The sequence below is a fragment of the Candidatus Sororendozoicomonas aggregata genome (genome assembly GCF_031528575.1).
GTDB classification, from domain to species: Bacteria; Pseudomonadota; Gammaproteobacteria; order Pseudomonadales; family Endozoicomonadaceae; genus Endonucleibacter; species Endonucleibacter aggregata.
In genome coordinates this window covers 1-26312 of the sequence record NZ_JAVLSP010000009.1, presented here as the reverse complement: position 1 = coordinate 26312, position 26312 = coordinate 1, and the positions used below count along the sequence as shown (strand labels likewise).

At 44.5% G+C, this 26312-nt stretch carries 19 protein-coding genes; 8 read left to right on the top strand and 11 right to left on the bottom strand.

All coding sequences use genetic code 11. The features are described 5' to 3' along the window. Positions 1 to 23: 23 nt before the first annotated feature. Positions 24 to 1451, top strand: coding sequence for a hypothetical protein (locus V4C51_RS03105; RefSeq protein WP_330924664.1), 1428 nt, complete (start codon positions 24 to 26; stop codon positions 1449 to 1451). 108 nt (positions 1452 to 1559) lie between these two features. Here the strand turns inward: V4C51_RS03105 and V4C51_RS03100 are convergent, their stop codons facing one another. Next, a complete protein-coding gene (locus tag V4C51_RS03100) occupies positions 1560 to 2384 on the bottom strand; it encodes a pyruvate, water dikinase regulatory protein (protein ID WP_330924663.1) in 825 nt (274 codons plus the stop codon). Positions 2385 to 2508: 124 nt separating this feature from the next. On the opposite strand from V4C51_RS03100, the gene ppsA reads away from it, so the two are divergent. Next, positions 2509 to 4875, top strand: a complete 2367-nt coding sequence (gene ppsA / locus V4C51_RS03095) for a phosphoenolpyruvate synthase (RefSeq protein WP_330924662.1) — start codon at positions 2509 to 2511, stop codon at positions 4873 to 4875. 97 nt (positions 4876 to 4972) lie between these two features. Continuing rightward, positions 4973 to 5452 carry a putative 4-hydroxy-4-methyl-2-oxoglutarate aldolase gene (locus V4C51_RS03090; protein WP_330924708.1) on the top strand — a complete coding sequence of 160 codons (480 nt, stop codon included), beginning with the start codon at positions 4973 to 4975 and terminating at the stop codon, positions 5450 to 5452. Between the two features lie 27 nt (positions 5453 to 5479). On the opposite strand, the gene V4C51_RS03085 is transcribed toward V4C51_RS03090, so the two are convergent. From V4C51_RS03085 to aceA, 5 genes are all read right to left on the bottom strand, one after another. Further along, the gene (locus V4C51_RS03085; RefSeq protein ID WP_330924661.1) at positions 5480 to 7780 is read right to left on the bottom strand and encodes a CHY zinc finger protein; all 2301 of its coding nucleotides are present in this window, start codon (positions 7778 to 7780) and stop codon (positions 5480 to 5482) included. A gap of 543 nt (positions 7781 to 8323) precedes the next feature. After that, positions 8324 to 11038 carry a CHY zinc finger protein gene (locus tag V4C51_RS03080; RefSeq protein ID WP_330924660.1) on the bottom strand — a complete coding sequence of 905 codons (2715 nt, stop codon included), beginning with the start codon at positions 11036 to 11038 and terminating at the stop codon, positions 8324 to 8326. Positions 11039 to 11598: 560 nt separating this feature from the next. Next, a complete protein-coding gene (locus tag V4C51_RS03075; RefSeq protein WP_330924659.1) occupies positions 11599 to 13722 on the bottom strand; it encodes a CHY zinc finger protein in 2124 nt (707 codons plus the stop codon). A gap of 307 nt (positions 13723 to 14029) precedes the next feature. Continuing rightward, positions 14030 to 15037 carry a threonine/serine dehydratase family protein gene (locus V4C51_RS03070; RefSeq protein WP_330924658.1) on the bottom strand — a complete coding sequence of 336 codons (1008 nt, stop codon included), beginning with the start codon at positions 15035 to 15037 and terminating at the stop codon, positions 14030 to 14032. A 179-nt stretch (positions 15038 to 15216) separates the two neighbouring features. Further along, positions 15217 to 16530 (bottom strand): isocitrate lyase, encoded by a 1314-nt coding sequence (aceA, locus tag V4C51_RS03065; RefSeq protein ID WP_330924657.1) that lies wholly within the window; start codon positions 16528 to 16530, stop codon positions 15217 to 15219. A gap of 131 nt (positions 16531 to 16661) precedes the next feature. On the opposite strand from aceA, the gene V4C51_RS03060 reads away from it, so the two are divergent. Then, positions 16662 to 17606, top strand: coding sequence for a LysR family transcriptional regulator (locus V4C51_RS03060; RefSeq protein ID WP_330924656.1), 945 nt, complete (start codon positions 16662 to 16664; stop codon positions 17604 to 17606). A gap of 512 nt (positions 17607 to 18118) precedes the next feature. Here V4C51_RS03060 and V4C51_RS03055 read toward each other — a convergent pair. Next, a complete protein-coding gene (locus tag V4C51_RS03055; RefSeq protein WP_330924655.1) occupies positions 18119 to 18436 on the bottom strand; it encodes an SCP2 sterol-binding domain-containing protein in 318 nt (105 codons plus the stop codon). 268 nt (positions 18437 to 18704) lie between these two features. Between V4C51_RS03055 and sohB the strand changes: the two genes are divergently transcribed. Together sohB and V4C51_RS03045 are read left to right on the top strand one after the other, a co-directional pair. Continuing rightward, a complete protein-coding gene (sohB, locus tag V4C51_RS03050) occupies positions 18705 to 19745 on the top strand; it encodes a protease SohB (protein ID WP_330924654.1) in 1041 nt (346 codons plus the stop codon). Positions 19746 to 19847: 102 nt separating this feature from the next. After that, positions 19848 to 19970, top strand: coding sequence for a hypothetical protein (locus V4C51_RS03045; RefSeq protein ID WP_330924653.1), 123 nt, complete (start codon positions 19848 to 19850; stop codon positions 19968 to 19970). 8 nt (positions 19971 to 19978) lie between these two features. Here V4C51_RS03045 and V4C51_RS03040 read toward each other — a convergent pair whose 3' ends face one another. Continuing rightward, a complete protein-coding gene (locus V4C51_RS03040; RefSeq protein ID WP_330924652.1) occupies positions 19979 to 20188 on the bottom strand; it encodes a DUF2970 domain-containing protein in 210 nt (69 codons plus the stop codon). A gap of 386 nt (positions 20189 to 20574) precedes the next feature. Continuing rightward, on the bottom strand, positions 20575 to 22542 hold the full coding sequence (locus V4C51_RS03035) for a cation:proton antiporter domain-containing protein (RefSeq protein ID WP_330924651.1): 1968 nt from the start codon (positions 22540 to 22542) through the stop codon (positions 20575 to 20577). A gap of 104 nt (positions 22543 to 22646) precedes the next feature. Here V4C51_RS03035 and V4C51_RS03030 point away from each other — a divergent pair, with 104 nt between their 5' ends. Next, the gene (locus V4C51_RS03030) at positions 22647 to 22883 is read left to right on the top strand and encodes a glutaredoxin family protein (RefSeq protein WP_330924650.1); all 237 of its coding nucleotides are present in this window, start codon (positions 22647 to 22649) and stop codon (positions 22881 to 22883) included. 141 nt (positions 22884 to 23024) lie between these two features. Here V4C51_RS03030 and V4C51_RS03025 read toward each other — a convergent pair whose 3' ends face one another. Next, complete coding sequence (locus V4C51_RS03025) at positions 23025 to 23264, bottom strand: hypothetical protein (RefSeq protein WP_330924649.1); 240 nt, start codon at positions 23262 to 23264, stop codon at positions 23025 to 23027. A 347-nt stretch (positions 23265 to 23611) separates the two neighbouring features. On the opposite strand from V4C51_RS03025, the gene V4C51_RS17850 reads away from it, so the two are divergent. Beyond that, on the top strand, positions 23612 to 25165 hold the full coding sequence (locus V4C51_RS17850) for a J domain-containing protein (protein ID WP_420797626.1): 1554 nt from the start codon (positions 23612 to 23614) through the stop codon (positions 25163 to 25165). 212 nt (positions 25166 to 25377) lie between these two features. Here V4C51_RS17850 and xthA read toward each other — a convergent pair whose 3' ends face one another. Beyond that, entirely contained in the window at positions 25378 to 26193 is an 816-nt protein-coding gene (xthA, locus tag V4C51_RS03015) for an exodeoxyribonuclease III (protein WP_330924648.1), read from the bottom strand. Positions 26194 to 26312 lie beyond the last annotated feature (119 nt).

Sequence of the window (26312 nt, the reverse complement as noted above, 5' to 3'; positions counted from 1 at the left end):
ATTAACAAAAAGGTGTTCATACCATGCATACTGCAAAATGCTTAACAACTTCCATTGATTACCAGGCTATTCAAACAGCTCTCGATAACCATCAAATAAAAGCAGATAAAAATGGAGGGGTATTTTTAACAAAAGAAGGGAGACTTGTTGTATCGGTCATGGGTGATAAGGTTGCTTCTTTTTGCCGTTCCAGGTTGGGTTTTTTCAAAGCGGGAGAACTGTATACAGCTTTTCGTCAATGGAAGATAACACAAGCACCTACCTGTGAACCTCGTGTAGCGCCAAAAAAAGATGCCGCTAAAGACGAAGGGCGTGTGCTGGAACAAATCGTAACACCCGGAGCCTGTGGTTTTACCGGTGATGCGGCTGAAACGGCCACGGTGCTTTTTCCTCAATCTGCTGAGAAAACATCATTGCCACCCATCGGTGTCTCGGGATATAACCTCGGCGGGACGTTTATAAAGTTTGCCGGCGAAGAAAGGGTATTACCTGATAACCCTCATGCGTTAATGGAAATTGAGGGTTTCTTTCCTTCGGATGGTTACTTTATGATAATAGGCTATTTTGAGGAAAAGAATCGTGAACTTTGCAGACTGTTGCAGTCTGTTCAATTTAGAAAAAAACATTATAAAGATATCAAAGATATCAATAGTCATATCGCCATTCCTGAATCCTATTTTTCTGACTGTTTGTGCCTTATGTATGACAGGAAAGACACAAAGGTTTTAATAGAGCCCCTTATAAATACCTTCAATAAGGCAACCACTCAGAGTGAAAAAGAGGCCATTGCCGGTGAATTAGTTAATTTGGTGAAAAACTACGCAGAAAAGTCCAATAAATTTACGAGTCACCTGACAATGGCCAATGAACCCAAACCATTCAAAAGAGTTGACTCGGATGCAGAGAAAAGTCATACCGAGCTGATGTCCACTGGTATTGGCTTGCCCAGGTTAGACCAAATGCTGACAGCTTTGAATCAATACAGAAATAAGATGCCTTCGGATAGTAAGATATATGAGATCATGGATCTTGATAATGGGGATTCTGGCACCAGAATGATGAGTTTAGAAAGAGGTTTATTTAAAGAATTTGCTAAACCAGGTGGCGTAAGAGATGATATGGATGAGTTCGAAAAGGCTTTAGAGTCATTGATGTCTGGCCCTTTCATTAACCTGAAAACTGGCAGTGTTTTCATTCCTGCTATGGTATTTCAACGGCCAGATGGACCCGATCTTTTTATCAATTATTGTAAGCAGTTAATAGTGCTTCACGAGCAGAAATACTCAAATTATACGGAAGCTTCTAGTTTCAAGCTGATTGACGCTATGAAAAACGCTATTAAAACGATGGTGGGCTTTAAAACACTGTTAAAGGAGTGCGATAGTATTGCCAGGGGGGTTACAGTGGATCAGGCAACGCTGAAAAGTGGGTATGGACAGATCGACTTTTGAAACACAACAGAAACACAGCATAATAGAGCGTCATCCCTATCCACGGTGATGACGCCCTTTTATCCCATCACTTTATCCCATCACTGGCCATACAAAGCGGCGCTGGGGCTATTTCAACCGCCGCTCCAGATTCGCCAGTGCCATAATGCGTGTGGCAATCTCCTCCACTGAATAATCGGTGGTATTAATGTATTTTATCCCTGAGCGCTCATAAAGGTATTCGATTGCGCGTACCTCGTATTGACACTGCCTGCCAGAGGCATAGCGACTGTTGGGTTTACGTTCATGGCGAATACCTGCCAGACGATCAGGGTCAATGGTTAATCCGAACAACCGCGACTGATAAGGCAATAAAGACGTTGGCAGACGGTTGCCTTCTTCGAGGTCTTCTTCAGCAATGGGGTAGTTAGCGGCAAAGATGCCAAACTGTAGTCCAAGGTAAATACACGTGGGGGTTTTCCCCGAACGGGACGCGCCCAAAAGAATAATGTCGGCTTTGTCGTAGTGTCGGTTATGGACACCGTCATCATTTTCCAGGGCAAACTGAACCGCCTCAATACGACGGTGGTAGGTTTCACTGCTACAGGCGGTTGAACGCTTTTGACCGATTCGGTAAAGGGCGTGCTGGCCGAGTTCCTTTTCCAGATTTGGCATAAATGCTGCGAAAAGGTCTACGGTATAAGCCCCGCACCCCTGTAATACCGCGCATACGTCTTTATTGACGACGGTCATAAAAAGAAGGGGGAGTTGACTATCCTTTTCTTTGGCAGATTGTATCAACGCAAGCGCTTCGAGGGCTTTGTCACGATTGTTAACATAAGGCAGTGTCGTATGCCTTGCCTCAAGCCCTTCAAACTGTGCCAGCAGACTTTGACCAAAAGATTCTGCGGTAATACCCGTACCGTCGGAGACAAAAAACACGCTTCTTTTCATTAATTCGACCAAAAAACTGTTTATCATATTAAAACAAATGTTAACATGCATTGACGAAAATTATCACGCCGGTTAGCCAGGCCCATAATTATTATCGCTATCTCATGGTAACAGGAGCGTCATAGTGAGTAACTACGTTATACAATTGAACCAGCTGACAGCAAAAGATATTGATAAGGTCGGCGGCAAAAATGCCTCCCTTGGGGAAATGCTGGGGAATCTTTCAGGCGCCGGGGTCAACGTTCCTGATGGTGTCGCCACAACAGCAGAAGCCTTTTGGGATTTTCTTCAGGCAGGCGGTCTTTATGATCGCATTCATGCATTGCTCGATAAGCTGGATATCAATGATATCCATGCACTGGTCAGTGCGGGGAAAACCATTCGTGGCTGGGTAATGGCGGAACCTTTTCGGCCGGGTTTTGAACAGGCTATTGTCGATGCCTATCAGACCATGTGTGAAGGGAAAGGCGATATCCCTGTGGCTGTGCGCTCTTCTGCCACTGCCGAAGACTTACCGGATGCTTCTTTTGCCGGTCAGCAGGAAACCTTCCTTAATATCTGCGGTGCAGACAATGTCTTACAGGCTGTGCGTGAAGTTTTTGCCTCGTTATTTAATGATCGGGCCATTGCTTACCGTGTGCACCACGGGTTTGATCACCGACAGGTTGCCCTGTCCGCCGGTATTCAACGTATGGTGCGCAGTGAGACAGGTGCCTCTGGTGTCATGTTTACTCTGGATACTGAGTCGGGCTTTAACGAAGCCGTGTTTATTACCTCTTCCTACGGTTTGGGTGAAACTGTCGTACAAGGTGCCGTCAATCCCGACGAATTTTATGTTCACAAGCCTGCCATCAAAGCGGGGCACCGTGCTATTTTACGCCGCAATCTCGGTAGCAAAGCCATTAAAATGGTATACAGTGGTGAAAATGCTGCCGGGCGTTCCGTTAACACAGTGGATGTGGATACAGAGCAGCGCAGACAATTTTCACTGTCTGACAGCGATGTAACCGAACTGGCTCGTCAGGCCGTCATTATTGAAGACCACTATGGTTGTCCTATGGATATTGAATGGGCAAAAGACGGCGATACCGGCACATTGTATGTGGTTCAGGCAAGACCTGAAACCGTACAAAGCCGGGCATTGGGTAATATTCTTGAGCGTTATCAATTACACGAAAAAGGCACAATACTTGCCGAAGGCCGCAGTATCGGTCAACGAATAGGGCAGGGCGCTGTGCGTATGATTCGCGATAGTAAAGAAATGCACCGGGTACAAGAAGGCGATGTACTGGTTACCGATATGACTGACCCGGACTGGGAGCCGGTTATGCAACGGGCTTCTGCCATTGTTACCAACCGTGGTGGACGAACTTGCCATGCTGCCATTATTGCCCGGGAGCTGGCTATTCCGGCAGTGGTTGGTTGTGGGGATGCGACCTGTCGGCTGACCGATGGGCAAAATGTGACGGTGTCCTGTGCTGAGGGTGACATGGGTTTTATCTATGAAGGTTTGCTTGATTACCGCAAGCAGACACGAAATCTGGACACGTTACCTGCGTTGCCCTTTGAGATCATGATGAACGTGGGCAACCCCGACAGAGCTTTCAGCTTTTCAAACATGCCCAATGCCGGCGTCGGGCTGGCCCGTGTTGAATTTATCATCGCAAAAATGATCGGGATTCATCCGAAAGCCCTCCTGAATTACCCTGCCTTGTCCGATGAGCTCAAAGGGCAGGTGAATGAACGGATTGCCGGTTATGCTGATCCTGTCAGCTTTTATGTTGATAAACTGGCAGAAGGCGTGGCGACCATTGCCGCGGCTTTTTCGCCCAGAAAAGTGATTGTCCGTCTGTCTGATTTTAAATCCAATGAATATGCGAATCTGATCGGTGGTCAGCAGTATGAACCCCATGAAGAAAATCCCATGATCGGTTTCAGGGGAGCTTCCCGTTATTTGTCAAAAGACTTCAGGGACTGTTTTGAGCTGGAATGCCGGGCGATAAAACAGGTAAGGGACGAGCTGAAACTCACCAATGTGCAGTTGATGGTGCCTTTTGTTCGAACACCTGATGAAGCTAAACAGGTGGTTGAACTACTTGATACTTTTGGTTTGCGCCGGGGCGAAAAGGGTCTGAAGCTCATTATGATGTGTGAACTGCCTGCCAATGCCTTGCTTGCTGATGAGTTCCTCCAGTATTTTGATGGTTTTTCCATTGGTTCTAATGATATGACTCAGCTAACATTGGGTCTCGACCGAGACTCCGGCCTGATTGCCCATCTGTTTGATGAGCGAAATGCTGCCATTAAAAAGCTGTTGTCCATGGCGATTGCGGCCTGTAAAAAGCAAGGAAAGTATGTGGGGATTTGTGGGCAAGGCCCCAGTGATCACCCCGATTTTGCTCGCTGGCTGATGGAAGAGGGGATTGATACGGTGTCCCTGAACCCTGACTCGGTGATCGAAACCTGGTTGTATCTTGCTGACCAGTCATAAACCAATACTATCTGTTGCCTTTGCTAACGTAGTCAACGACGATGGCTATAAAACCGGCAAGGGTAAGCCCATGCCGTGTATAAAAAGAGAGCGCTTTATGTTGTTAACAACACCTGACTTATGCGATCAATACCCTGGTGAGGTCGCTGTATTAGACTTACCCCTGCGTCATTTTGGTGGTATCACGGCTTTTTCTGGTGTCATTGTTACGATTAAATGCTTTGAAGATAACTCACTGGTTCGTGAGCAAGTCTTACGTGGCGGTAAGGGCAATGTGTTAGTTATTGACGGTGGTGGCTCACTCAAACGAGCGCTGTTAGGCGACAGGCTGGCTGAGAAAGCCGTTAGCAACGGCTGGTCAGGGATCATTATTAATGGTTGTGTCCGGGATGTAGAAATACTGTCAATATTATCATTGGGTGTGATGGCGCTGGGGAGTCATCCAATGAAAACAGAAAAAAAAGGAGCGGGCGAGTATAACTGCCCTGTCACCGTTGGCGGAGTTGATATACACCCTGGCTCATGGGTTTATGCCGATGGAAATGGTGTACTTATCAGTGACAGATCATTGCATTGACACCTGCCCACAAGCCATTTTGGGCGTTTATCGCCTTTTGGGCGGTGGTGCGTCGCTACGGAAATGGCGTCGGCAAATGGGGCAGTGACTGACACCGTTTTGAATCATTGCGATGGCACATTCCCGGTGAACTTTGTGGGAGCAGGGTAAAATCTGGCAACCTGAGAAAGCATCCTCGAGGCAAATACAACACTCGTCGTGCCCTGAATTAGGTCGGCATCGATGTTTGTCCTTAAGCCTTTTATCCAGGCAGATATTACATAAGTGACAGTGGAAAGATCGATTCTTATAAACCCGACAGATTCCGCAAGGCTCACAGTGATAGGGTTGATATTCTCCGCTGGTGAAATGCTTGCATGTTGCGCAAAAGTAAGCTGACATTCTGTAGTCACATACGCTGCATTGTTGAGAATCCTCACCAATTTCTTGCTCGTGTCCGCAAAAACGACACTGCATATGGGTTGCGTCGCGCGCTTTATTATCATCTTTTTCGCATTCATCACTCTTATTATGGCAACGATGACAGCCATAAAATTTGAGACAGCATGGAAATTTCACTTTACAGTTTCGCTCATAGTGTTTACACACGGAGTTGGCGCGTGCTATTTCCAGAGAATATTGCCGATCATCCCCCTCTTCGGGCAATTTTCCTCCTGCCAGCTTTTGCTCTTCTTCTGACCATTTTGCTTCTGCCAGCCGCTGCTGATCTAGCGACGCGCTCGCTTGTTTTCTTTTTCCCCTCTTTTTCCCTTGAGTCTTATTAATCAAATCAAGTTTTTTATCTATATCATCGAGGCTTCTCTCTCCAAAAGGAGTGGCTGTCAAGGAAAAGTCATTGGAACCTTGCCATCCGTTACAGAAAAAAACACCGCGCCTGTCGTGGTCACCATCACATAGCTCACTAACTGACTGATACCCAGTAGCCTTCCCCTGGTCATCCGTTACAGTGGTGTTGCCGATATTCAGGTGTTCTATGAGGACATCTATACCTCTTAACGTTGTATCATCAGACAGGTAACGTGCTGAATCATCAATTGGCTGATATCCAGTAGCCTCCGCCTCCCCCTGGTCATCCGTTACAGTGGTATTGCCGGTATTCAGGTGTTCTGGCGCATTTATACCTTCTAACGTCGCATCATCTCTAACGTTCGCCATAAGTTCCTCTAAGCTGCCAGGATTGTTAGCATCAGTTGTCGATAAATGGTTATTAGAACCTTGCCCCATGTCAGGCAAAAAAGCACCCTGCCTGTCATCACCCGCTTCATATAAAAAACCTGTAGTATTGACAGTGTCAAAGTAGGGCGCTGGTGGATTAACCGGCTGATATTCACGGTCATTTGTTGGGAAAACCCTATCCCCGGTGAATGACTGGGCACTGCGACAATAAGAATTTTTCGAACGCTTTTTCGTAGAATTCAGGCTAATTCCACCAATTTTTTTAGAAGTGATGAGATCGAAATTATTACTAAATTCATTATAATCCCTGGTACTGTAAAAAAACCAATGCCACTGCTCAATATTCAGCAATCTAGCGGCTTTTTTAACAGTTTTTTTGGGAATATTTGCACAGGTAGTAAGCCTGCCGCCTTCTAGTCGTTTAATAAATAACATCAATTTATCACGAAAATCAGAATTATTGTGGTGGGGAAGGCAGAATATTTCTTCAAATTTTTTGCAATACTGTACTTCTTCCGTTCTGGGATGAGATAAATCATCACCTGAAAACGTTTCAACCCACTGTTTAGTGTTTTTTCTAAAAGGCAATTTTGGTGACTGGTGATAAGCCAGATACGTCAAATATTGAAACGTCCCAAGGGCATAGGCTTTAGTGGCCTTAACATGAAGCATTGGCGTTGTCCTGGCCAAGGCAGTAAATTTCAGAATCCATAGAGTGGACTCTGTTTCTGTTTCTGTTCTTTTAAATGATACTAATTCCTTTTTTGCCTTTTTTAGTGATCTCCATGGATAACAGAAGACGGGTTTATGTTCATTACTGCCATAATCTTTTTGATTATATTTCAAGAGGATATCAAGGTCATGACATTCAATATTCAGAGCGTTGGTAAAACAAAGACACAAGCTTTCATCATATCTCCTTGCTGCGGGCGTATTAAATTCTAAAACCAATTTTATGGAATACTGTTTAATATCTGACCCTGCTGACTGCTCACTGTCAGGTTTGCAATCCACACAATAATAGTGTGATGGGTTTTGCGAAAAATTAGCTATGTGCTGGACAAAAAAATCATCGCCATGGCATAAAGCGGTTAACAACCAGGAGAGAACAAATACCCACCAACAATAAAATCGTTTACACACTTTATTCATATTGACTCTACCGGGATTGGATGTTGATGATGCTTTTAATGCTGGTTTTTCCCTGCAGGTACGGGTTTCTAGGAGCCTGTCGGACTTAAGGAAATTTCGGCCTGAAATCCAGAAAGAGCGGCCATATTTTCCGATGAATTTGCTTAAATAGGTCAACTATTCGCACAAATCCATCGAAAAATCTGACTCGCTCTACTGAATTTCATGCTCGAAAGCTTAAGCCCGACAGGCTCCTAGGGTAAAAGCCATGTTCATTACGAGGAATAAATCATTTTGGCGCCGTTTTTCATCAGTAGTGTGACGGACAGTATAGTCAAAAAAATTAAAATAAAATCTGATCAGAGTCATTTGAAGAAAATGTCGGCACTGTACATTTTATTCTTTGGGCAGGTTTTGATAAGTAGTAAGATCCACAGCCCGGCTTAGCCAGCATAACTGCCCTGTCAGTGTTGGCTGGCTCACGGGTTTATGCCGGTGGGAATGGTGTGCTTATCAGTGGCGAACCTTGCGTTAACACACCTGCTCACAAGCCATTTTGGGCGTTCATTGCCTTGCCTGTTGTTGTGCGCCCCCACCATATATAGGGTGTCGGCAAACGGGGCAGGTTCTGACACCGTTTTGAATCATTGCGATGGCACACTCTTTGTGAACTTTGTGGGAGCAGGGTAAAATCTGGCAACCTGAGAAAGCGTCTTCGAGGCAAATACAACAGTCGTCGTGTCCTGAATTAGCCCGGCATGCATGTTTGCCCTCGAGCCTTTTATCGAGGCAGACATTACATACATCACAGTGGAAAGACCGATCCTTGTGAATTCGGCAGATTCCGCAAGGCTCACAGTGGAAGGGGTCTTTATCGGTGGCGGTGAAATGCTTGCATTTTGCGCAAAAGTAGGCTGACATTCTGCACCCACACGCTCTGCATAGATGAGAGTCCTCACCAATTTCTTCCTCGTGCTTGCAAAGACTACACTGCATATGGGTTGCATGGTGCGCTTTATTATCATCTTTTTCGCAGTTACCACTCTCATTATGGCAACGATGACAGCCATAAAATGTGTTGCAACATGGAAATTTTACCCTGCATAATCGCTGGTAGTGTTTACACGGGGGTCCTATGGGCGCTTTTTCCGGAGAATTTAGCCGTTCCCTGTTTTCTGCTAGCGTTTGCTCTTCTATTAGCGTTTCCTGCTCTCGCCGCTGTTGCTCTTGTTGTTCCCGCTCTCGCCGCTGTTGCTCTTGTTGTTCCCGCTCTCGCCGCTGTTGCTCTTGTTGTTCCCGCTCTCGCTGCTCTTGCTCTCGCCGTTTCTGCTCTCGTCGGTTCTGCGCTTCTAGCCTTAGCGATGCTTCCGCTTTCTGTTTTTTTACCTTCTGTTCCTCTTGAAGCTTCTGAATCGTAGCAAGCTCCTTATCTATCTGATCGAGACAGCTATCACTGACAGTGTTGTCAATAGAATTTGTTATCAAGCAATCGAGATCAGGGTCCGGCCCTTCATTCAATGAAAAAGCATCAGGCCTGTCGTCATTACCATCATATAGGGAATCGATGCCATCATCATATTGGTAAAAAGCAGCATGACTGTCGTCATTATCACCATATAGGGAATCGTTGCCACGATGACAGTGCCATAGGGAAAAAGTATTACACCGGCCGTTGCCGCTATCACACGGGCAACAACATTCTGGCCCAACAACTGGCTGGTATCCAGTAGCCCCTCCCTGGTCATCAGTGGCACTGGTATTGTCAGTATTCAGGGGGTCTATCAGGGCATTTCTTTCAAGGCTGTTTGTCCAGCAATGGTGATTAAAGTCCTGCCCCGCATTACTACAGGAAAGAACACTACTCTCCCCATCGCTGCTATCAGACATGTAACTTGTTGGCTCATCAACCGGCTGATATTCAGTAGCCCCCTCCTGGTCATCAGTGGTACTGGTAATGAGAGTCCTCAGGCTTCCTTTCATGACTTTCAGGCACGTTATCTTTTCATTAAGGCCCACCACAAATTCCCGGTGAGGGTTATCAGTAGGACGAGTTGTTGAGGAATTATTATGGGAGTCCGGCCCCTCGTTAGTGAAAGAAGCATCCTGACTGCCATCACTGCCATCACTGCCATCACTGCCATCGCTGCCATCGCATAAAAAACCCTCATTGGAAGCGTCAAAGTAGCGCGTTGGTATATTGACTGGCTGATACCCAGTAGCCCCCAATAATGAGTCACTCGTTATGGTACTGTTATGCAGCGGGCTGTTTGATTGATATTCTTCACTTTGAAGATAGGTATCCGCCGTATGCCTTGCCAGAAAATTCCAGTTAATACCACCAGAATTTGCAACATTGATAGGATTCGTGGGTGTATCGTATTCATTATAATCTTCAGCCTTGTTAAAAAACTGATGCCATTGTTCTATATCCAGCAATCCATCGGCTTTTCTAAAAAGTGCTTCAGGAATCGTTGCGCAGGGAGTAAGCTTACCGTCTTTGAGTTTTTCAATGAACAGCTCTGATTTATTGGGAAAACCAATATTTTGATGATGAGGAGAACAGAAAATAGATTGAAATTTTTTGTGATACGATGTTTGCCCCTCTGTGGAGTCAGATAAAGCCTCACTTTTAAATTGTTTGTCCAACTGTTCAGCTTTTTTTCTGTTACATGTTTCCAGCGTCACGGGAAAAACCAGACACGTCAAACATTCAAATATCCCACTGGCATAGGTTTTATTGGCGTTAAAATGAAGCATTGGCATTTGCCTGGCTGATGCAGACAATTGCAGTAAACATAGCGTTGACCCTGTTTCTGTTTTTTTTAGTTCCGATGCTTTTTTTAGCGCTTCCCATGAATAACAGTAGCAGGGTTGATCTTCACCGCCCAAATCGGGTTGATTATATTTTGTGAAGGGTTCGGGCCTGGTATATTTCATAGTCGATTTATTGGTAATAATATCCAGTTTATTGGTAAAGCACAGGCTCAGACTATTATCATATTCGCTGGTTACTTCTGTATTAAATTGTAAAACTAATTCTATACAATACACCTTATCACTTGACTCCTTACTGTCAGGCTCGCAATGCACCCGGTAATACTGTGGGGAGTCTTGTGAAAGGTCCGACATATGCTGGATAAAAAAATCACCACCCTGGCATAAAGCCGTTAACGCCCAAGAGAGAACAAATACTGACCAACAATAAAATCGTTGACACACTTTATTCTTATTCGTCTTATTCGTCTTATTCGTCTTATTCGTCTTATTCGTCTTATTCATTTTGACTCTGTTGGGATTGAGCGTTGTTGATATTTTCAATGCTGCCTTTTCCTGTGGGTAAGGGGCTTTTCTGATACAATCGGTGATAATTGTGAACAGCTTCTTAAAACTTGCCAGTAAATAACCACTGTGGACTCCCGGGTCCTCACTATTTTATGAAGGTCATGATGATAAAAGCTTTAGAGCAATTTTTTATCCATAATCCGACGGACAGTATAGTCAAAAAAATCAAACTGAATGTTTAACAAGGTCATTTAAAGGCAGTAAAGGCGTTAAAAAGGCGTTAAATAAAGTAACGAAAGTTTTATATAACGAATAACATTGAAGAAAGTAGTATGACGAATTTGTTTACTGAGGATTCCGGGACTACACGTTTTGTTCCTTAAGCAGGTTTTGACAAGTAGCAACATCCATATTACCCACTGGCAAGCCAGTATAACGGCTCTTTCAGCGTCGTGGGGAGTATAAGCCCTGGCTCATGGGGGTATGCCCATGGGAATAACGGGGAATAGTGGGAAATAAGGTGTTCTTATCCTGCATTGACACCTGCCCACAAGCCATTATGGGCGTCCACGTCTTTTCGGTAACGGTGGGATATCTGTCGATGGCGGTACGTTGTCAAATAAAGGATGTCGGCAAATGGGGCAGTACTTGGTACCGTTTTGAATCATTGCGATGGCACATTCCCTGTGAACTTTGTGGGAGCAGGGTAAAATCTGGCAACCCGAAAAAGCATCTTCGAGGCAAATACAACACTCGTCGTGCCCTGAATTAGCCCGGCATGTATGCTTACCCTCAAGCCTTTTATCCAGGCAGACATTACATACATTACAGTGGAAAGATCGTTCCTTATAGACTCGGCAGATTCCGCAAAGCGTACAGTGGTAGGGGGTTTTATCGGTACTGGTGAACTGTTTGCATGGTGCGCAAAAGTAGACTGACATTTTGCGTTTACATCTCCCGCAATGTTGAGCGTTCTCGTCAATTTCCTGCTCGTATTGGCAAGAAGAACACCGCATATGGGTCGCGTGGCGCGCTTTGCTATTGTCTATGGCGCATCTGTTATCACTATTATGGCAACGATGACAGGGATAAAATTTTTCACAGCATGGAAGTTTCACCAGGCATTGTCGCTCGTAGTGTTGACAAAGGGGGCGGGCTTCTGCGTTTCTCGGAGGATCTTCTCCTTCTCCCTCTTCTGCTGGCTCTGCCAGGGGGTGCTCTTCCGTGCCACCATCACATAGCCCATCAACTCGCTGACATTCAAGCGTTCCTTTTTGTTCATCCTGGTCATCCGTTGCACTGATATTGCCGGTATTCAAGGGTTCTGCCAGGGCATTCAGACCCCCTAACGTTGCATCAATATCTGCTGTAAATCCCTCGAAGCTTTCAGTATCACCAGTACCCCTTGACGAGGTATGATCACCAGGGTAATGCTTTTCGTCTCCGTCACAGAAAAGAGTTTTTGGTACATCAATTGGCTGATGCCCATTAGCCCCCCTTTGGGCATCCCTTGCATTGATTTGGGCTTTGATGCATTTTATAGCTTCATTAACTTTCTCCACAAGTTCCGGGGGAATGGCATTATTGGCACCCGAACCCCCGTTACAGGAAAAAGCGCTCTGCCTGCTATCGCTATCACCAGAGATGCAATCAACTGGCTCGCAAGACAGGTTGACCATTGCGGAAGTGCTATTAAGGCTGTCTCCCCTTTGAAGACAGGTATCCTCCGTATCCCTTGCCAGAAAATCCGGGTTACTATCAGGATTTGCACCATTGGTGGAATTCGTAGGTGTATCACAGTCATTATGAGCTTCAGTCTCATTAAAAAACTGATGCCATTGTTCAACATTCAGCAGTCCATCGGCTTTTCTAAAAAGCTCTTCAGGAATCGTTGTACAGGGAGTAAGCTTACCGTCCTCGAGTTTTTCAATGAATAGCTCAGATTTATTGGGAAAATCAACGTTTTCATCAGGAGTAAGACAGAATATATCATGAAATATTCTGTGATACGGTTTTTGATCCTGGCCAAAATCAAATAAAGATAAATCTGTTTCGACATCAGATAAAGATAAATCTGTAAATGTCTCAACCAACTGCCCAACTCTTTTTTGGGAAGAAGATGCCAGTTCTAAGGGATAAACCAGACACGTCAAATGCTGAAATGTCCCACTGGCATAGGTTTTAGTGCCGTCAAAATGAAGCATCGGCATTTTCTTGGCTGCGGCAGTCAATCGCAGAAACCATCGCTTTGACTCTGTTTCTGTTTTTATTGATTTCGATGCGTTTGTTAGCGCTTCCCATGAATAACAGCAGACAGGTTGATCTTCACTGTCTAAATCGGATTGAGTATGTTCCGCGAAGGATTTGTGATTGGTATATTTAATAGTCGGGCTATTGGTAAAACACAGGCTCGGGCTATTATGTTCGTTTGTTCCTTCTGTATTAAATTGTAAAACTAATTCTATGCAATACCAATACATCTTATCATCTGATTTTATTGACTCTTCACCTGATGCTTCACCTGATTCCTTACTGTCAGGTTTGCAATGTACCCGGTAATATTGAGGGGAATCTTGCGAAGGATCCGACATATGCTGGACAAAAAATTCACCCCCCTGGCATAAAGCCGTTAACGCCCAGGAGAGAACAAATACCGACCAACCATAAAGTCGTTTATACATTTTATTTATCTTGGCTCTGTCGGAACCGAGTCTTGCTGATGCTTTCAATGCTGGTTGTTCCTGCAGGTATGGGTTTCTGGTGAAAAAGTCATGTTCATTACGACGGGTATCAATTATTTTGTCGCCGTTTTTTATCGATAATTTGACGAACAGTATAGTCAAAAAAATCAAAATAAAATTTGATTAGGGTCATTTGAAGAAAAAACGTTAAATAAAATAAAGAAGGATTTTATATAGCGAAATAATATTCAAGAAGGTATTGAAGAGGGTATTGTGAAGTATTTTTCAATGCTATCGGTTTTCGGTATTATGTATTTTGTTCTTTAAGCAGGTTTTGATAAGTAGCAATATCCACATTCCCCCCGCTGGCAACAACCACAGTGTTTTGTTGAGAAAATCTCTCAGGATGCTCAATGATCGCGCCTATAGCCACAGCCCCGCTGGGTTCAAGCACCAGATGTAACTCCGTAAAGGCCAGTCGCAGTGCTTTTTTCACTGACAACTCCCGCACTGTTAACCCTTTTACATGGGTGTGCCTGGCAATTTGAAAAGTGGCTTGCCCCGGCGACACTGCCAACAGTGCATCGCAATGGCTTTTTTGTTGCCCTGCTGCCCGCGTCAATTTGCCCTTTGCCAGTGACTGGCGCATACCATCGAACCCCTCCACTTCAACGGAATAGACCTGTGTGTTCGTTCTCTCAGGTAAAAAGATCAAACTGCAACCTGCCACAAGGCTGCCACCACCAGCGGGACATAACAGGTGATGGCAGGATTGCCCCAGAGCCGCCAGTTGTTGTTGTAGCTCAATACCCACGGTTGCCTGGCCTTTTACCAGTATTGGATCATCAAAAGGATGAAGAAGGGTGTACCCTTCTTCCTTTGCAACGTGGGTGGCCATGATATTGGCGGCTTCTTCCCTGGATGGTCTGGATGCATGGCAGAGCATGACCACGGCGCCGAGTCCCTTGGCACTTGCTATTTTATTGTCAGGGGCATTGTGGGGCATGACAAGATGAACCGGGATGTTGAGGATCTGCCCCGCCTTTGCCAGGCCACAGGCAAAATTACCCGACGAATAGGCGGCCACGCCTTTGTTTTTTTCTGCAGGTGAAAGTTGCGTCAATCGGTAAAGGGCGCCTCGAAATTTAAAAGCCCCGGTGATTTGCAATGATTCGGCTTTGACCCATACTTTTCCCCCTGTCAGCTCGCTCAGTGAAGGGCTTTCCAGCAAAGGGGTTTCCTGAATATAAGACCTTATAGAGGCATAAACCCCCTCAAGCACATCAAGCGAAACAATCGGGCAATCAGATGACATGGGTCTATCAGCGTTGAAATAACAACACTGAAAGATAGACGCTTTATTCCATCTTGACAGGAAATCAGGATATAAAAAAAGAAGGCAAAATGCCTTCCTTTTTCAGGCCCAGGAGCCTATCGGACTTCCTGGATTTCAGGCCAAAATTGTCTTAAGTCCGACAAGCTCCTGGGAGCCAGTCAGAACTGTTCCTCTTCCGTAGAGCCTGTCAATGCGGTAACAGACGAGCTACCGCCTTGAATCACTGTGGTGACATCATCAAAATACCCAGTGCCTACTTCCTGCTGGTGTGCCACAAATGAGTAGCCTTTTTCAGCGGCAGCAAACTCTTTTTCCTGCACCATTTCCACATAATGCTTCATGCCTTCTCCCTGGGCGTACTGATGAGCCAGCTCGAACATGTTGTACCACATATTGTGGATGCCGGCTAACGTGATGAACTGGTATTTATAACCCATATCACTCAACGCCTGCTGGAATCGGGCGATAGTGGCATCGTCCAGGTTTTTCTTCCAGTTAAAGGAAGGTGAACAATTATAGGCGAGCAGTTGGTCAGGGTATTCAGCATGGATGGCGTCGGCAAATTTACGGGCTTCGTCCAGACAGGGTGTCGCCGTCTCACACCAGAGCAAATCGGCATAAGGCGCGTAAGCCAGGCCACGGGCAATGGCCTGGTCGATGCCAGCGTGGGTACGGAAAAAGCCTTCTGCGGTGCGCTCACCGGTTAAAAATGGCGCATCATACTCATCGCAGTCTGATGTGATCAAATCTGCCGCGTTGGCATCGGTTCGGGCTAATACAATAGTAGGCACATCGGCAACGTCAGCGGCCAGACGGGCAGAGATGAGCTTTTGTACGGCTTCTTTGGTGGGCACCAACACTTTGCCACCCATATGGCCACATTTTTTTACCGAGGCAAGCTGATCTTCAAAGTGCACACCGGCAGCACCGGCTTCAATCATGGCTTTCATCAGCTCATAAGCATTGAGAACACCACCAAACCCTGCTTCGGCATCAGCAACAATGGGGGCAAAATAATCACGGTAGCTGTCACTGTCTGTGGGAATATTGTTTTTCCACTGGATCTGGTCAGCTCGCTTGAAGCTGTTATTAACGCGCTGAACAACCGTCGGAACAGAATCCACAGGATAAAGGGACTGATCTGGATACATATCGCATTTGCTGTTGTTGTCTGCCGCTACCTGCCAGCCAGAGAGGTAGATCGCCTCAACCCCTGCCTTGACCTGTTGCACCGCCTGGCCCCCAGTGAGGGCACCGAGGCAGTTCACATACCCTTTTTTTGCCGAGCCGTTGACAAGGTCCCAGAGTTTTTCAGCACCGAGGCGGGCCAGGGTATTTTCAATTTTGACTGAGCCGCGCAGGCGGACAACATCGTCTGCTGAGTATGTTCGTTTAACGTTTTTCCAACGAGGGTTTTCGGCCCAGTCTTGTTCCAGGCGAGCGACTTCATCGGCACGGTTATAGGTTGGCATGTTATTTTTCTCCCCAATTCAAACGCACGTTTAAATACTCACTGTGAATCCTAAACAAAATGTAACATTTCTGATAATTTATATGCCTTATGCCGGTTATTTTTACTGTGAATAATGAGAGCTGTTGTCGTATGAATATTGCACGGGTTGACCTCAACCTTTTAGTCTATCTCGATGTGTTACTGCGTGAGCGCAATGTGACTCGCGCTGCGGAACAGTTGGGTATTACACAACCGGCGTTAAGCAATGGCCTCAGACGATTGCGAAAACTGTTTGGTGACCCTTTGCTGGTTCGCACCAATGAGGGGATGACGCCCACTGAGCGGGCACTGGAATTACGCCCACAGATTTGTGATGCCCTGTACAGCCTGGAAAAGGCTATTCAACCAAAAACACCGTTTGACCCACTCACCAGCCATAAAGTTTTCCGCATTATGGCCAGCGACTACGCCGAGTCGACACTGATTCCACTGATATTGCCACCACTGAGACGTCAGGCTCCCCATATCACCCTTGATATATTAACGCCCAGTGATGTCAGCTTTCAGGATGTAGAGCAGGGCAGGGTGGATATGGCAATTAACCGGTTCGATAGTCTGCCCCAGTCGTTTCACCATACATCTTTGTGGCAGGATGGTTTTTCCTGCGTGTTGAGTAAAAGGCATCCCATTGTTGATGTATTTACTCTCGAAAACTATTTAGCGGCTCAGCATATATGGGCCAGTAAAACAGGGATGGGCGTGGGTGTCGGGGTTAATCCTGAAGATGTTCAGCAATTAGGATGGGTGGATGAAACACTGTCAAAGCTCGGCCATAAACGCACCATCAGTGTGTATACCCGACACTATCAGGTGGCCATGCTGCTCTCTGGACAAAACGACTTGATTGCCACATTGCCCAGCAAACTGGCTAATCTGCAACGAGATAATCCGGCACTGGCAGTATTGCCTCCGCCTTTTGACATTCCGGCGATTCAGTTAAGTATGGCCTGGAGTTCGTTGTTGCATAATAACTCGGGTCACCAGTGGTTGCGTCAGCTTATCAAGTCAGTTATTCCCAGGCTCAGTTCTCATTAAGTTATCGCCCAAAAAGTAACAGTCGCGGATTTTTAGAATAAGGTGTCCTAGCCCGGATATTTCATAAACATGCTCCTGGCCCTGCTCGCTCCTTGCGGCTCTAAGGGAGTTTTATGAAATATCCGGGCTAGTGCTGTTAAGCGCTAATACCCATACGGTCGTCATTCCCGCGAAGGCGGGAATCTGCCAGAAAATGGACTCCCGCCTGCGCAGGAGCGCCCAAAGTGATGGTTGTATGTCTATTAACGCTTGTTTGCACTAGGTATTGTTCGCTGAGGGTTCGGCCCTGTTTAACCGCTACAATTATAAGAATATTTATATTATACAATCATATTAATCGTCACAATCCAGGAGGGGCAAACAAGATTGACTCGATGACCCTCATGCGACTATGAAATTTTACTGTTCCGACAATAATTGTGGGTTAGATACTCGGTATAACAGCTTTGGTTTTTCTGGTTTGATGCGGTAAATACCAGGCATGTCTGAAAACACACGCCTGTCACTGTCAATTATTGAGGAGGGAACAGTTCGTTCAGTTTGGTTGCCAGCATCATTTCGCCTTCAGCACGCAGTTTACCCATCATAAAAGCTTGCATGCCGTCGATTTCACCGGTCATCACGCCAACCATGGTATCAGAATCCATGATCAGGGTTACGTTGGGTGCATCGTGAGCACCTTCGACGATATCACACGCACCGTCTTTGATGCATACGTGGTAAGTATCGCCGTCTTCAATATCAAACTGGAAAACAAGATCCAGGCCTTCAGCTGCCTCTGCATCAAAGCGGGACTTCAGTACATCGACGATATCTGCAACATTGCTCATAGTATCAACCTTTCATGTTTGACAATATAAAAGTTTTATTAGGGTCGACTATAGTGGTTAACCCACTTTGGTAGCCCAAGGCTATTGATATCGAGCCAGTCTGTCAACTGAAATTCATACAACTGTTTGAAAGTTGTGATGTTATCTGCCCAACAACCACAAATAAAATGTGATTTCATGCTAGTTGATACATATAATTGCTCAGAACAGCTATGCTGGGTACCGGCGAACAAGCCAGCCAGACACCGACAACAAAAAGGAGCCACCCTTGGACTACCTACTGGAATTTTTATTGTTTCTAGCAAAAACCGTCACTGTTGTGGGCGGCTTACTGGTTGTGGTCACCATGTTGACTATGTTAGGGCAAAAAGCCAAAAAGTTGCATAAAGGGCATCTGGAAGTCACAAAGATTAACGAACACCTTAACCAGCTTAAAGAGAGCTTGCAGCATGCTCTGCTGGATAAAGATACACTGAAAAAGATGTATAAAACTGAAAAGAAATCAGAAAAAGAAAAAAAGAAGGAAGCTAAAGGACAAATAAAACCAGAAAAACCCCGGGTTTTTGTCATTGATTTCCACGGTGATCTCAAGGCCAGTGCAGTAAAGTCACTGCGGGAAGAAGTTTCAGCTGTACTTGCTTTGGCAGAGAAAAACGACGAGATTGTTATTCGTCTGGAAAGTGCCGGCGGAATGGTGCACTCTTACGGCCTGGCAGCTTCCCAGTTGGCGCGCATTCGCAGTTGTGGGATCAAGCTGACTGTTGCTGTTGATAAAGTTGCGGCCAGTGGCGGTTATATGATGGCTTGTACTGCAGACCGGATCATTTCTGCCCCCTTTGCGGTTATTGGTTCTATTGGTGTTATGGCACAGTTGCCTAACTTTCATAAAGTGCTCAAAAAACACGATGTTGATGTTGAGCTACATACAGCTGGAGAGTTTAAGCGGACCCTGACAGTGCTGGGGGAAAATACTGACAAAGGCCGTGAAAAATTCAAGCAGGATATTGAAGACACTCACGGATTGTTCAAGCAATTTATCAATGACAACCGTCATCAAGTGGACATTGAAACCGTTGCCACTGGTGAAGTGTGGTATGGGAAAAAAGCCATTGAGCTGAAATTGGTTGATGAAATTATGACCAGTGACGAATATCTTTGCAAAAAAATAGAAAACAGTGATGTGGTGCAGGTAGCATACGTCATAAAAAAAGGCGTTACCGACAAATTTGGTATGGCAGCCCATTCAGCTATTGATACAATAGTGACCAAATGGTGGGAGCGTTTGTACAATAACCGCTTTTTCTCATAGCTCTGGTTGGCAGGCTTTTATTATGAGTGAGAGGGTTAGGTCATTGCTGAAAACAACCAGATTAGTTAGTTTGGTAAAAGAATAATGAAATAAGGCAAGCACATGACAGAAGCAAAGGTGAAGGCAGAAGAAAAAACAGGTGACGGTGTTGTGGATGCCGTTGCAGCCGTTGTGCTTATATTAACGGTTGTCGCGACGGCGGTATTTTGGCTATCTAATCAGTAACGTAGTCTTTATAAAGCATACGAAAGAATCAATTTCACCAGCCCTGCCAGTACTATGATAAAAAGCACGGTGGCGATAAGGCCTCCGGCGATAAAATGTATTGGCTTACCTTCTGAGAAATCACGCGTATGGTTCACTTTCTTTTGTACGCCAAAAAAAGCAGCGGCTATGCTGGCTATCAGTGCACGTAGGGTATGTTTGTTCGCGTTAATATGCATACTAAAGTACCATTTTAAGCTTGTCAGAGTATAAAAAAATATCGCAAGCCTGTATTGTTATCTTCCTTTTGTCACCAGTGTACACAATGCCATTTTCCGCTTCTCTTGATCTTACTGCGCGCAGACCGTTAAAGACTGCTTCTTCTTAGCCCGGATAGTTCATAAACTGCCCTTAGAGCCGCAAGGAGCAAGCAAGGCCAGGAGCATGTTTATGAAATATCCCGGTTAGAAGCTGTTCACAAGCTTTTATGAGCTGAAACCGATGATAAAAGTCGTCTGTTTTGGACTTTTATTCGTTGCATAGCACTACTGGGCTTTCAGAAAATCGAAAAACAGGCACCCATTCTCGTCGGTTTCGCTTTTCACAAAAGATCATGAACAGCTTCTTAGCAAAAGTTTTTCTCAATTTTTGCAATAGCACTGCTAGAGCCATTGAGCACCACTATATCGTCGGTTTTGAGAACCAGACCAGGTTGAGGCGGAAGAATCTGGTTATTACGACGTACCTCAACGACAGACACTTTATAGCCATCAAAGGCCAGATCATCAATGCGTTTTCCTTTCAGCTCACACTTCTTACCCACAGTGACCGCGTGACGGTGTTCTGATTTTTCTCCATGGCTCAGGTAATCATTAATACCCGGGTAGTAACCACTGAGAATTTCATAGCGATGCTCACGAGCTTGTTTAATACGGTTATGTACCAACTCTGGCTGAAAGCCAAGCATCAGCATAACATGTTTGACAATCAGCAAACTGGACTCAAGCACTTCAGGAATAACCACCGTTGCACCGGCACGTTTCAGGGCTTCGGCCTCATCAAAGTGCTGAGTTCGGACAAGAATAGGTACACTCTGTATCTGGCTACGGATAGCGTTGACGATTTTTAGAGCAGAGTCTGACCTGTCAATACAAATCACCACTTGACTGGCACGTTCCAGGCCCACTGCTTCGAGCATTTCTATGCGCCGACAGTCGCCAAAGTAAACAGGATCTCCCGCCTGACCCGCTTCCTTTACATGAAGTGGGTCTTCATCAAGAACGACGAACTTCTTGCCTTCTTGTGCGAGAAAGCGGCTAATGGTCTGACCCACGCGACCGTAACCACAAATCAAGGTGTGGTCGTGAATATGAGCGGTTTTCTGGCGTATTTCTTCATCTTTGTGCTCAAAGCGAGCCAGCGTGGTAGGCGATCTGGAAAATAGCTGGGTGAAATAGAAGCTGTTGCGGATCAGCAGCGGCGCGATAATCATGGATAAAATCGTCACTGACAGCACAATAGAGGCAAGTTCCTCGCCGACCTGTCCGTAGTATAGGGCGAGGGCGATCAGAGCAAAACAAAATTCTCCACCCTGACACAAAGACAGGGCAGCTTTCAGAGAAATATTTTTAGTTTCACCCGTATTATAGGCAAGTAAAAGGACAACTAAAAATTTGAACGTAACCAGACTGATTGTTCCCAGAAGAATCATTGGCCAGTGTTCACTGAGAATATTAATGTCGAGCATCAAACCTACAGAGACAAAAAATAACCCGAGCAGTACATCTCTGAAAGGGCGTATATCTGATTCCACTTGATGTTTATAAGTACTTTCTCCAAGCATCATACCCGCCACAAATCCTCCCAGTGCCATAGATAACCCCAGGGAATGTGCAATCCAGGCAGCCATTAGGGCTGTCATTAAGGCGGTGAGTACAAATAACTCTTCTGAGCGTGCCTGGGCAATTTCATGGAAAACTTTGGGGAGTAACCATTTTCCAGCCGCGAGCATCGCCAGCACAAACAGGATACCCTTAGCCATAGTGACAGATAACGAAGATAAAACAGAACTCTCCTGTCCGCCAGCTAAGGTGGGAATAAGAATTAGAAAGATAACAGCTGTGATATCCTGAAAGAGTAAAACCCCAATGGCCAACTGACCCTGGCGTGAACGAATTTCGTTACGCTGGGTCAATTCTTTGGAGACAATAGCTGTAGAAGAAAGGGCAAGAGCGCCTGAAATGATTAATGATTCAACGACATCATTGCCCAGAACTTGCAGAACAGCAAAGATACCTGCCATGGTGAGTATTACCTGCAGTCCCCCCAGACCGAAGACTTCTTTTTTCATGGCGCGAATAGTTGTTAACGAGAACTCAAGCCCCAAGGTAAACAGCAGAAAAACAACACCAATTTCTGCCAGAAGTTTAATGTCAAAATCGTCTGAAATAAAGCCTGATGTTGTGGGCCCAAGAATAATACCTACAAACAAATAGCCGAGGCTTTCTGGCAGGTTGAAGCGTTTGAAAAGGGCGATGGTCATGACCGAGAGCGCCAAAATCAGAATTAACTGATTAAAAAAAGTAAAATCCATGGCAAAATGTGTCCAATAATCGTTATCTGTCAGGGGTGCTGCCTGACTATTTCAAAAATTATATGACAAATCGCAGCAAAATTGTGAAGAGGTCAACTTTTTTTATGAAAAAATTATATTTTTATACCACTACCTGTTGCCACTTGTGTGAACAGGCAGAAAATCTGTTAAGGTCGTTAGCAGGTGTTGTCTCTTTCGAGTGTGAAATGATTGATATTGCAGAAAGTGATCAGTTGGTTGCCCAGTATGGCACCAAAATTCCTGTGTTAAAAAACAGTAAAACAGGCTCAGAAAAATGTTGGCCCTTCACAGCAGAGCAGTTGGTTCAGTGGATAAGGTAATTTATCCAATCATATTGATAATAGCTGTAATTGCGCAACGGCAACGAGTTCGTAAGCCACCACCTCGTGGCTTTGATTCTTTGATCATGCTTCAAATAGGTTGATACCACATTCTTGAGATAGACTCCCCCAACGACCTTGTCATGCGGTTTTTCTAACCGAGCATTGTTTATCCATCTGGAAAAGCAGCGCCAGCGCCTTATTATCGAAAGGTGTGACGGGGAAAGTTTTTAAGTGGCTGATGGCGGTTATTGGACTCACAACCCAAGACTCAACCAGTATCCTAAACACCAGAACCTTTCTCGCCATGTTCACTATGCGCTCGTTTATTGACGCCGTAAACCAACTCAAGTCGGAAGCTGTACTTACAAGCTTTGACACAACTAGCATTGTCTCCCTGAAGGTGCTTTAGCGTTTTTCACAACTGTGGTATGACAGAAAATACATGAAGCGGCAATGACTGCCATAGGAAAAACGGAGTAAAGCGGGTCTATTGACTATACCCGATCAACGTATCTGATTCATGACCTATATTTTGATTTTATAGTATCTAATAACTATATTTCATGATTAATAATGCTTGTTAAAAGCGTATAACATTCAGTCAAAAGTATGACAACCTGTGTTTTAAATGAGTTAAAAACGCTAATAGCTATACAGGTATGATTTATTATATTTCAAAAAAATAAATTAGATCGATTGACTCATTACTAATAAAGGGATTTTCTATGATAAATAATTCACAATCAGTCGCCAGTCTTGCTCAGGACTTCCAGGCACATAAGTTTAAGCAAGATGACGAATTAGTGATTCATCATGGCAAAATCATGCCAAAAAAAGATCTGGAGAAAGGAAGTGGGGCATTTGGCAGGTGGAAAGTAACAAAACCTGACGGAAATATTAAGTCATACCTCAAGGGTTTGGAACAAGAAATTAAAGACCACGGGGGAGCGTTTTCTCATCCTATAGATTACAATAAAAAAATTACCATTACAGAAGTACTAACAATTTTAAGTCGTTATGAACAATTACCAACGGTTGATAAAAGTAAAAACACAAATAAAAACAATGAAACGACCAAAGAAGCCGTCTATGCGACGGTTAATAAAACTAATAAGAAAGAGCGTAGTCAGAGTAGTAGTAGTGTAGATAGCGGTTATTCATCGGAAGAAAATGAAACCATTGATGCTGAAAAAGCCTTTTATGAAGCGGGTAAGTATTTTGATAAATACTGGCAGCCAACCAATTTAAAAGGATGGGTTCAACTATTAAGCAAAATGGATGTAAAAGAAATAAAAACATTAACATATACTTATTTTGGCGTAAGACAAGGTTTTGAAGATACTGATGTCGTCAAGAGTGCTTGCCTGTCAGCTTACGCAGAAAAACGCATACCAGAGTTAATTAAAAAAGAGGGTTTTAAAAAAACCGTCAACTACTTAACTACGCAGAAGAGTTACAAATCTGACTGTTTTTTAGGTCATGTGGCCAGAAATTTTTTTACTGATGAAGTAAAGTCTCGCTTTGAGAGTTTAGATAGGCATAAAGATTTCTGTTCTCCACCTGATAAAAATGATCTAGCTGGTTGGGAGAACTACCTTAGATTAATAAACCCTTCGAAAGAGTTAAGAGATCTAATCTTCAAGGAACTCATTCCAAAAGAAGCTGATTCAGAAATAAGAAAGGTTGCTATAGAAGTTTATGCTCAAAAACGTTTTAACGAGTTGCATCACCACGGTGGAATAGCTGAATGTGAAAATCAGCTGAATAAACCAAATTACCGTGAAGGCACAGAACTCGGTGATGCATTCAGGCTTTTACTGCGATTAGAAAAGAAACTCCCCGTAGATGAAAAACCTGAAGAACCGCTGTATGGAAATACTGATTTTTATAAGCATTTTGAAATACTAGGGCTTAATTTTGATAAAGGGTATACGGGAGATGAGGTTCTTAACATTTACCTGGACAAACTCTGGGAGATTGAGCAAAGAAATGGCAGTGACAAAGAAAGAAAAGACTTGAGTGATGCTTATAAATTTTTGACGGAGGATAAGCCACAGTGGTGGGGAAAAGAGCCTAAAAAACAACATCAGATGAACCCTGAAGATCTGGTTGTACTGGGCTTTAATAAGGACGCTGAACCCTCATCCAACGAAATAAAAAAGGCCTACAGAAAATTAGCCTTGAAATATCACCCGGATAAGAACCCTGATAGACGTGATTGGGCTACCAACAAATTTCAGGCGCTAGATCAGGCTTATCAAAGGCTTGTGCAACAGTAGTAGACAACAGTGCTTGAAATCATGCGATACATGTTGTGGCGGCTGACAAGTCTTCCAGTTAGCTGAGCTTAATCTGATGCTGAGATGATATTTTAACCAGCTCACACGGGCATAAACTCATTGCGAAAGTAGGGATTAAAGGACATTATTCCCTACATAAAATAAAGCTTTCTCTGACCCAGTTGTGTTTTACGAGCCGGAGCACATGCCAGCTACAAATCAAATGTAGCCAATAGTGGTGCATGATCAGAGGGCTTATCCATACTTCTAATGGCATAATCAATAATCACTGATTCACACTGAGCATAAAGAACATTTGTTGCCAGTATGCCATCTATTCGCAACCCACGCTTCGGCTCCCTTTCAAAACCACGACTGCGGTAATCGAACCAGCTAAACTGATCACTTGTTGTTGGATAAAGCTCTCTAAAGCAATCGGTTAGCCCCCACGACAGCAGTCGTTGGAACCATTCTCTTTCCTCTGGTAGAAAACTACATTTTCCCGAACGCAACCAGCGTTGAGCATTTTCTGGCCCAATACCAATATCATTGTCTGTTGCTGAAATATTAAAATCTCCCATCACTATCAGAGAATTACTCCTATCGTACTGAGTTTCCAGCAATACCTGCAAGTCTTCATAAAAGCGCCGTTTGGCGGGATATTTAATAGGGTGGTTATTGGATTCACCCTGGGGAAAATAACCATTGATGATCCGTATCTTTTCACCAGTGGGCAGAATATAGTCACCCATGATAAGTCGACACTGAGCACCTGCTTCATCACTGTGAAATCCTTTACAAATATTTTCAGGCGTTATTTTACTCAGTAAAGCAACACCGTAGTGTGTTTTCTGACCATGGTAGTGAACTTGATAGCCTAAAGACGTAATAGAATCCACAGGGAAGTCTTCGTCGGATACCTTTGTTTCCTGTAAACCAATCACATCGGGTTCGTGCTGTTCGATCAATGCCTTTAATTGGTGAAGGCGAGAGCGGATTCCATTGACATTAAATGAGGAAATTTTCATAAAAATACATTATTTGTTAACAATACTGCGGACAGTTTTCCCAAGCTGGCGCCATGAGAAGACATCAATGATAATCAGAGAGATTTAAAAGTCCAACTATCCCCAGATGCTTCTCATGG

What these genes read in the sequence shown, in the direction of transcription:
- V4C51_RS03105 (WP_330924664.1), top strand. Translation starts at nt 24, where the DNA reads ATGCATACTGCAAAATGCTTAACAACTTCCATTGATTACCAGGCTATT.
- V4C51_RS03100 (WP_330924663.1), bottom strand. Translation starts at nt 2,384, where the DNA reads ATGAAAAGAAGCGTGTTTTTTGTCTCCGACGGTACGGGTATTACCGCA.
- V4C51_RS03090 (WP_330924708.1), top strand. Translation starts at nt 4,973, where the DNA reads ATGTTGTTAACAACACCTGACTTATGCGATCAATACCCTGGTGAGGTC.
- V4C51_RS03085 (WP_330924661.1), bottom strand. Translation starts at nt 7,780, where the DNA reads ATGAATAAAGTGTGTAAACGATTTTATTGTTGGTGGGTATTTGTTCTC.
- V4C51_RS03080 (WP_330924660.1), bottom strand. Translation starts at nt 11,038, where the DNA reads ATGAATAAGACGAATAAGACGAATAAGACGAATAAGACGAATAAGACG.
- V4C51_RS03075 (WP_330924659.1), bottom strand. Translation starts at nt 13,722, where the DNA reads ATGTATAAACGACTTTATGGTTGGTCGGTATTTGTTCTCTCCTGGGCG.
- V4C51_RS03070 (WP_330924658.1), bottom strand. Translation starts at nt 15,037, where the DNA reads ATGTCATCTGATTGCCCGATTGTTTCGCTTGATGTGCTTGAGGGGGTT.
- aceA (WP_330924657.1), bottom strand. Translation starts at nt 16,530, where the DNA reads ATGCCAACCTATAACCGTGCCGATGAAGTCGCTCGCCTGGAACAAGAC.
- V4C51_RS03060 (WP_330924656.1), top strand. Translation starts at nt 16,662, where the DNA reads ATGAATATTGCACGGGTTGACCTCAACCTTTTAGTCTATCTCGATGTG.
- V4C51_RS03055 (WP_330924655.1), bottom strand. Translation starts at nt 18,436, where the DNA reads ATGAGCAATGTTGCAGATATCGTCGATGTACTGAAGTCCCGCTTTGAT.
- V4C51_RS03045 (WP_330924653.1), top strand. Translation starts at nt 19,848, where the DNA reads ATGACAGAAGCAAAGGTGAAGGCAGAAGAAAAAACAGGTGACGGTGTT.
- V4C51_RS03040 (WP_330924652.1), bottom strand. Translation starts at nt 20,188, where the DNA reads ATGCATATTAACGCGAACAAACATACCCTACGTGCACTGATAGCCAGC.
- V4C51_RS03035 (WP_330924651.1), bottom strand. Translation starts at nt 22,542, where the DNA reads ATGGATTTTACTTTTTTTAATCAGTTAATTCTGATTTTGGCGCTCTCG.
- V4C51_RS03030 (WP_330924650.1), top strand. Translation starts at nt 22,647, where the DNA reads ATGAAAAAATTATATTTTTATACCACTACCTGTTGCCACTTGTGTGAA.
- V4C51_RS17850 (WP_420797626.1), top strand. Translation starts at nt 23,612, where the DNA reads ATGATAAATAATTCACAATCAGTCGCCAGTCTTGCTCAGGACTTCCAG.
- xthA (WP_330924648.1), bottom strand. Translation starts at nt 26,193, where the DNA reads ATGAAAATTTCCTCATTTAATGTCAATGGAATCCGCTCTCGCCTTCAC.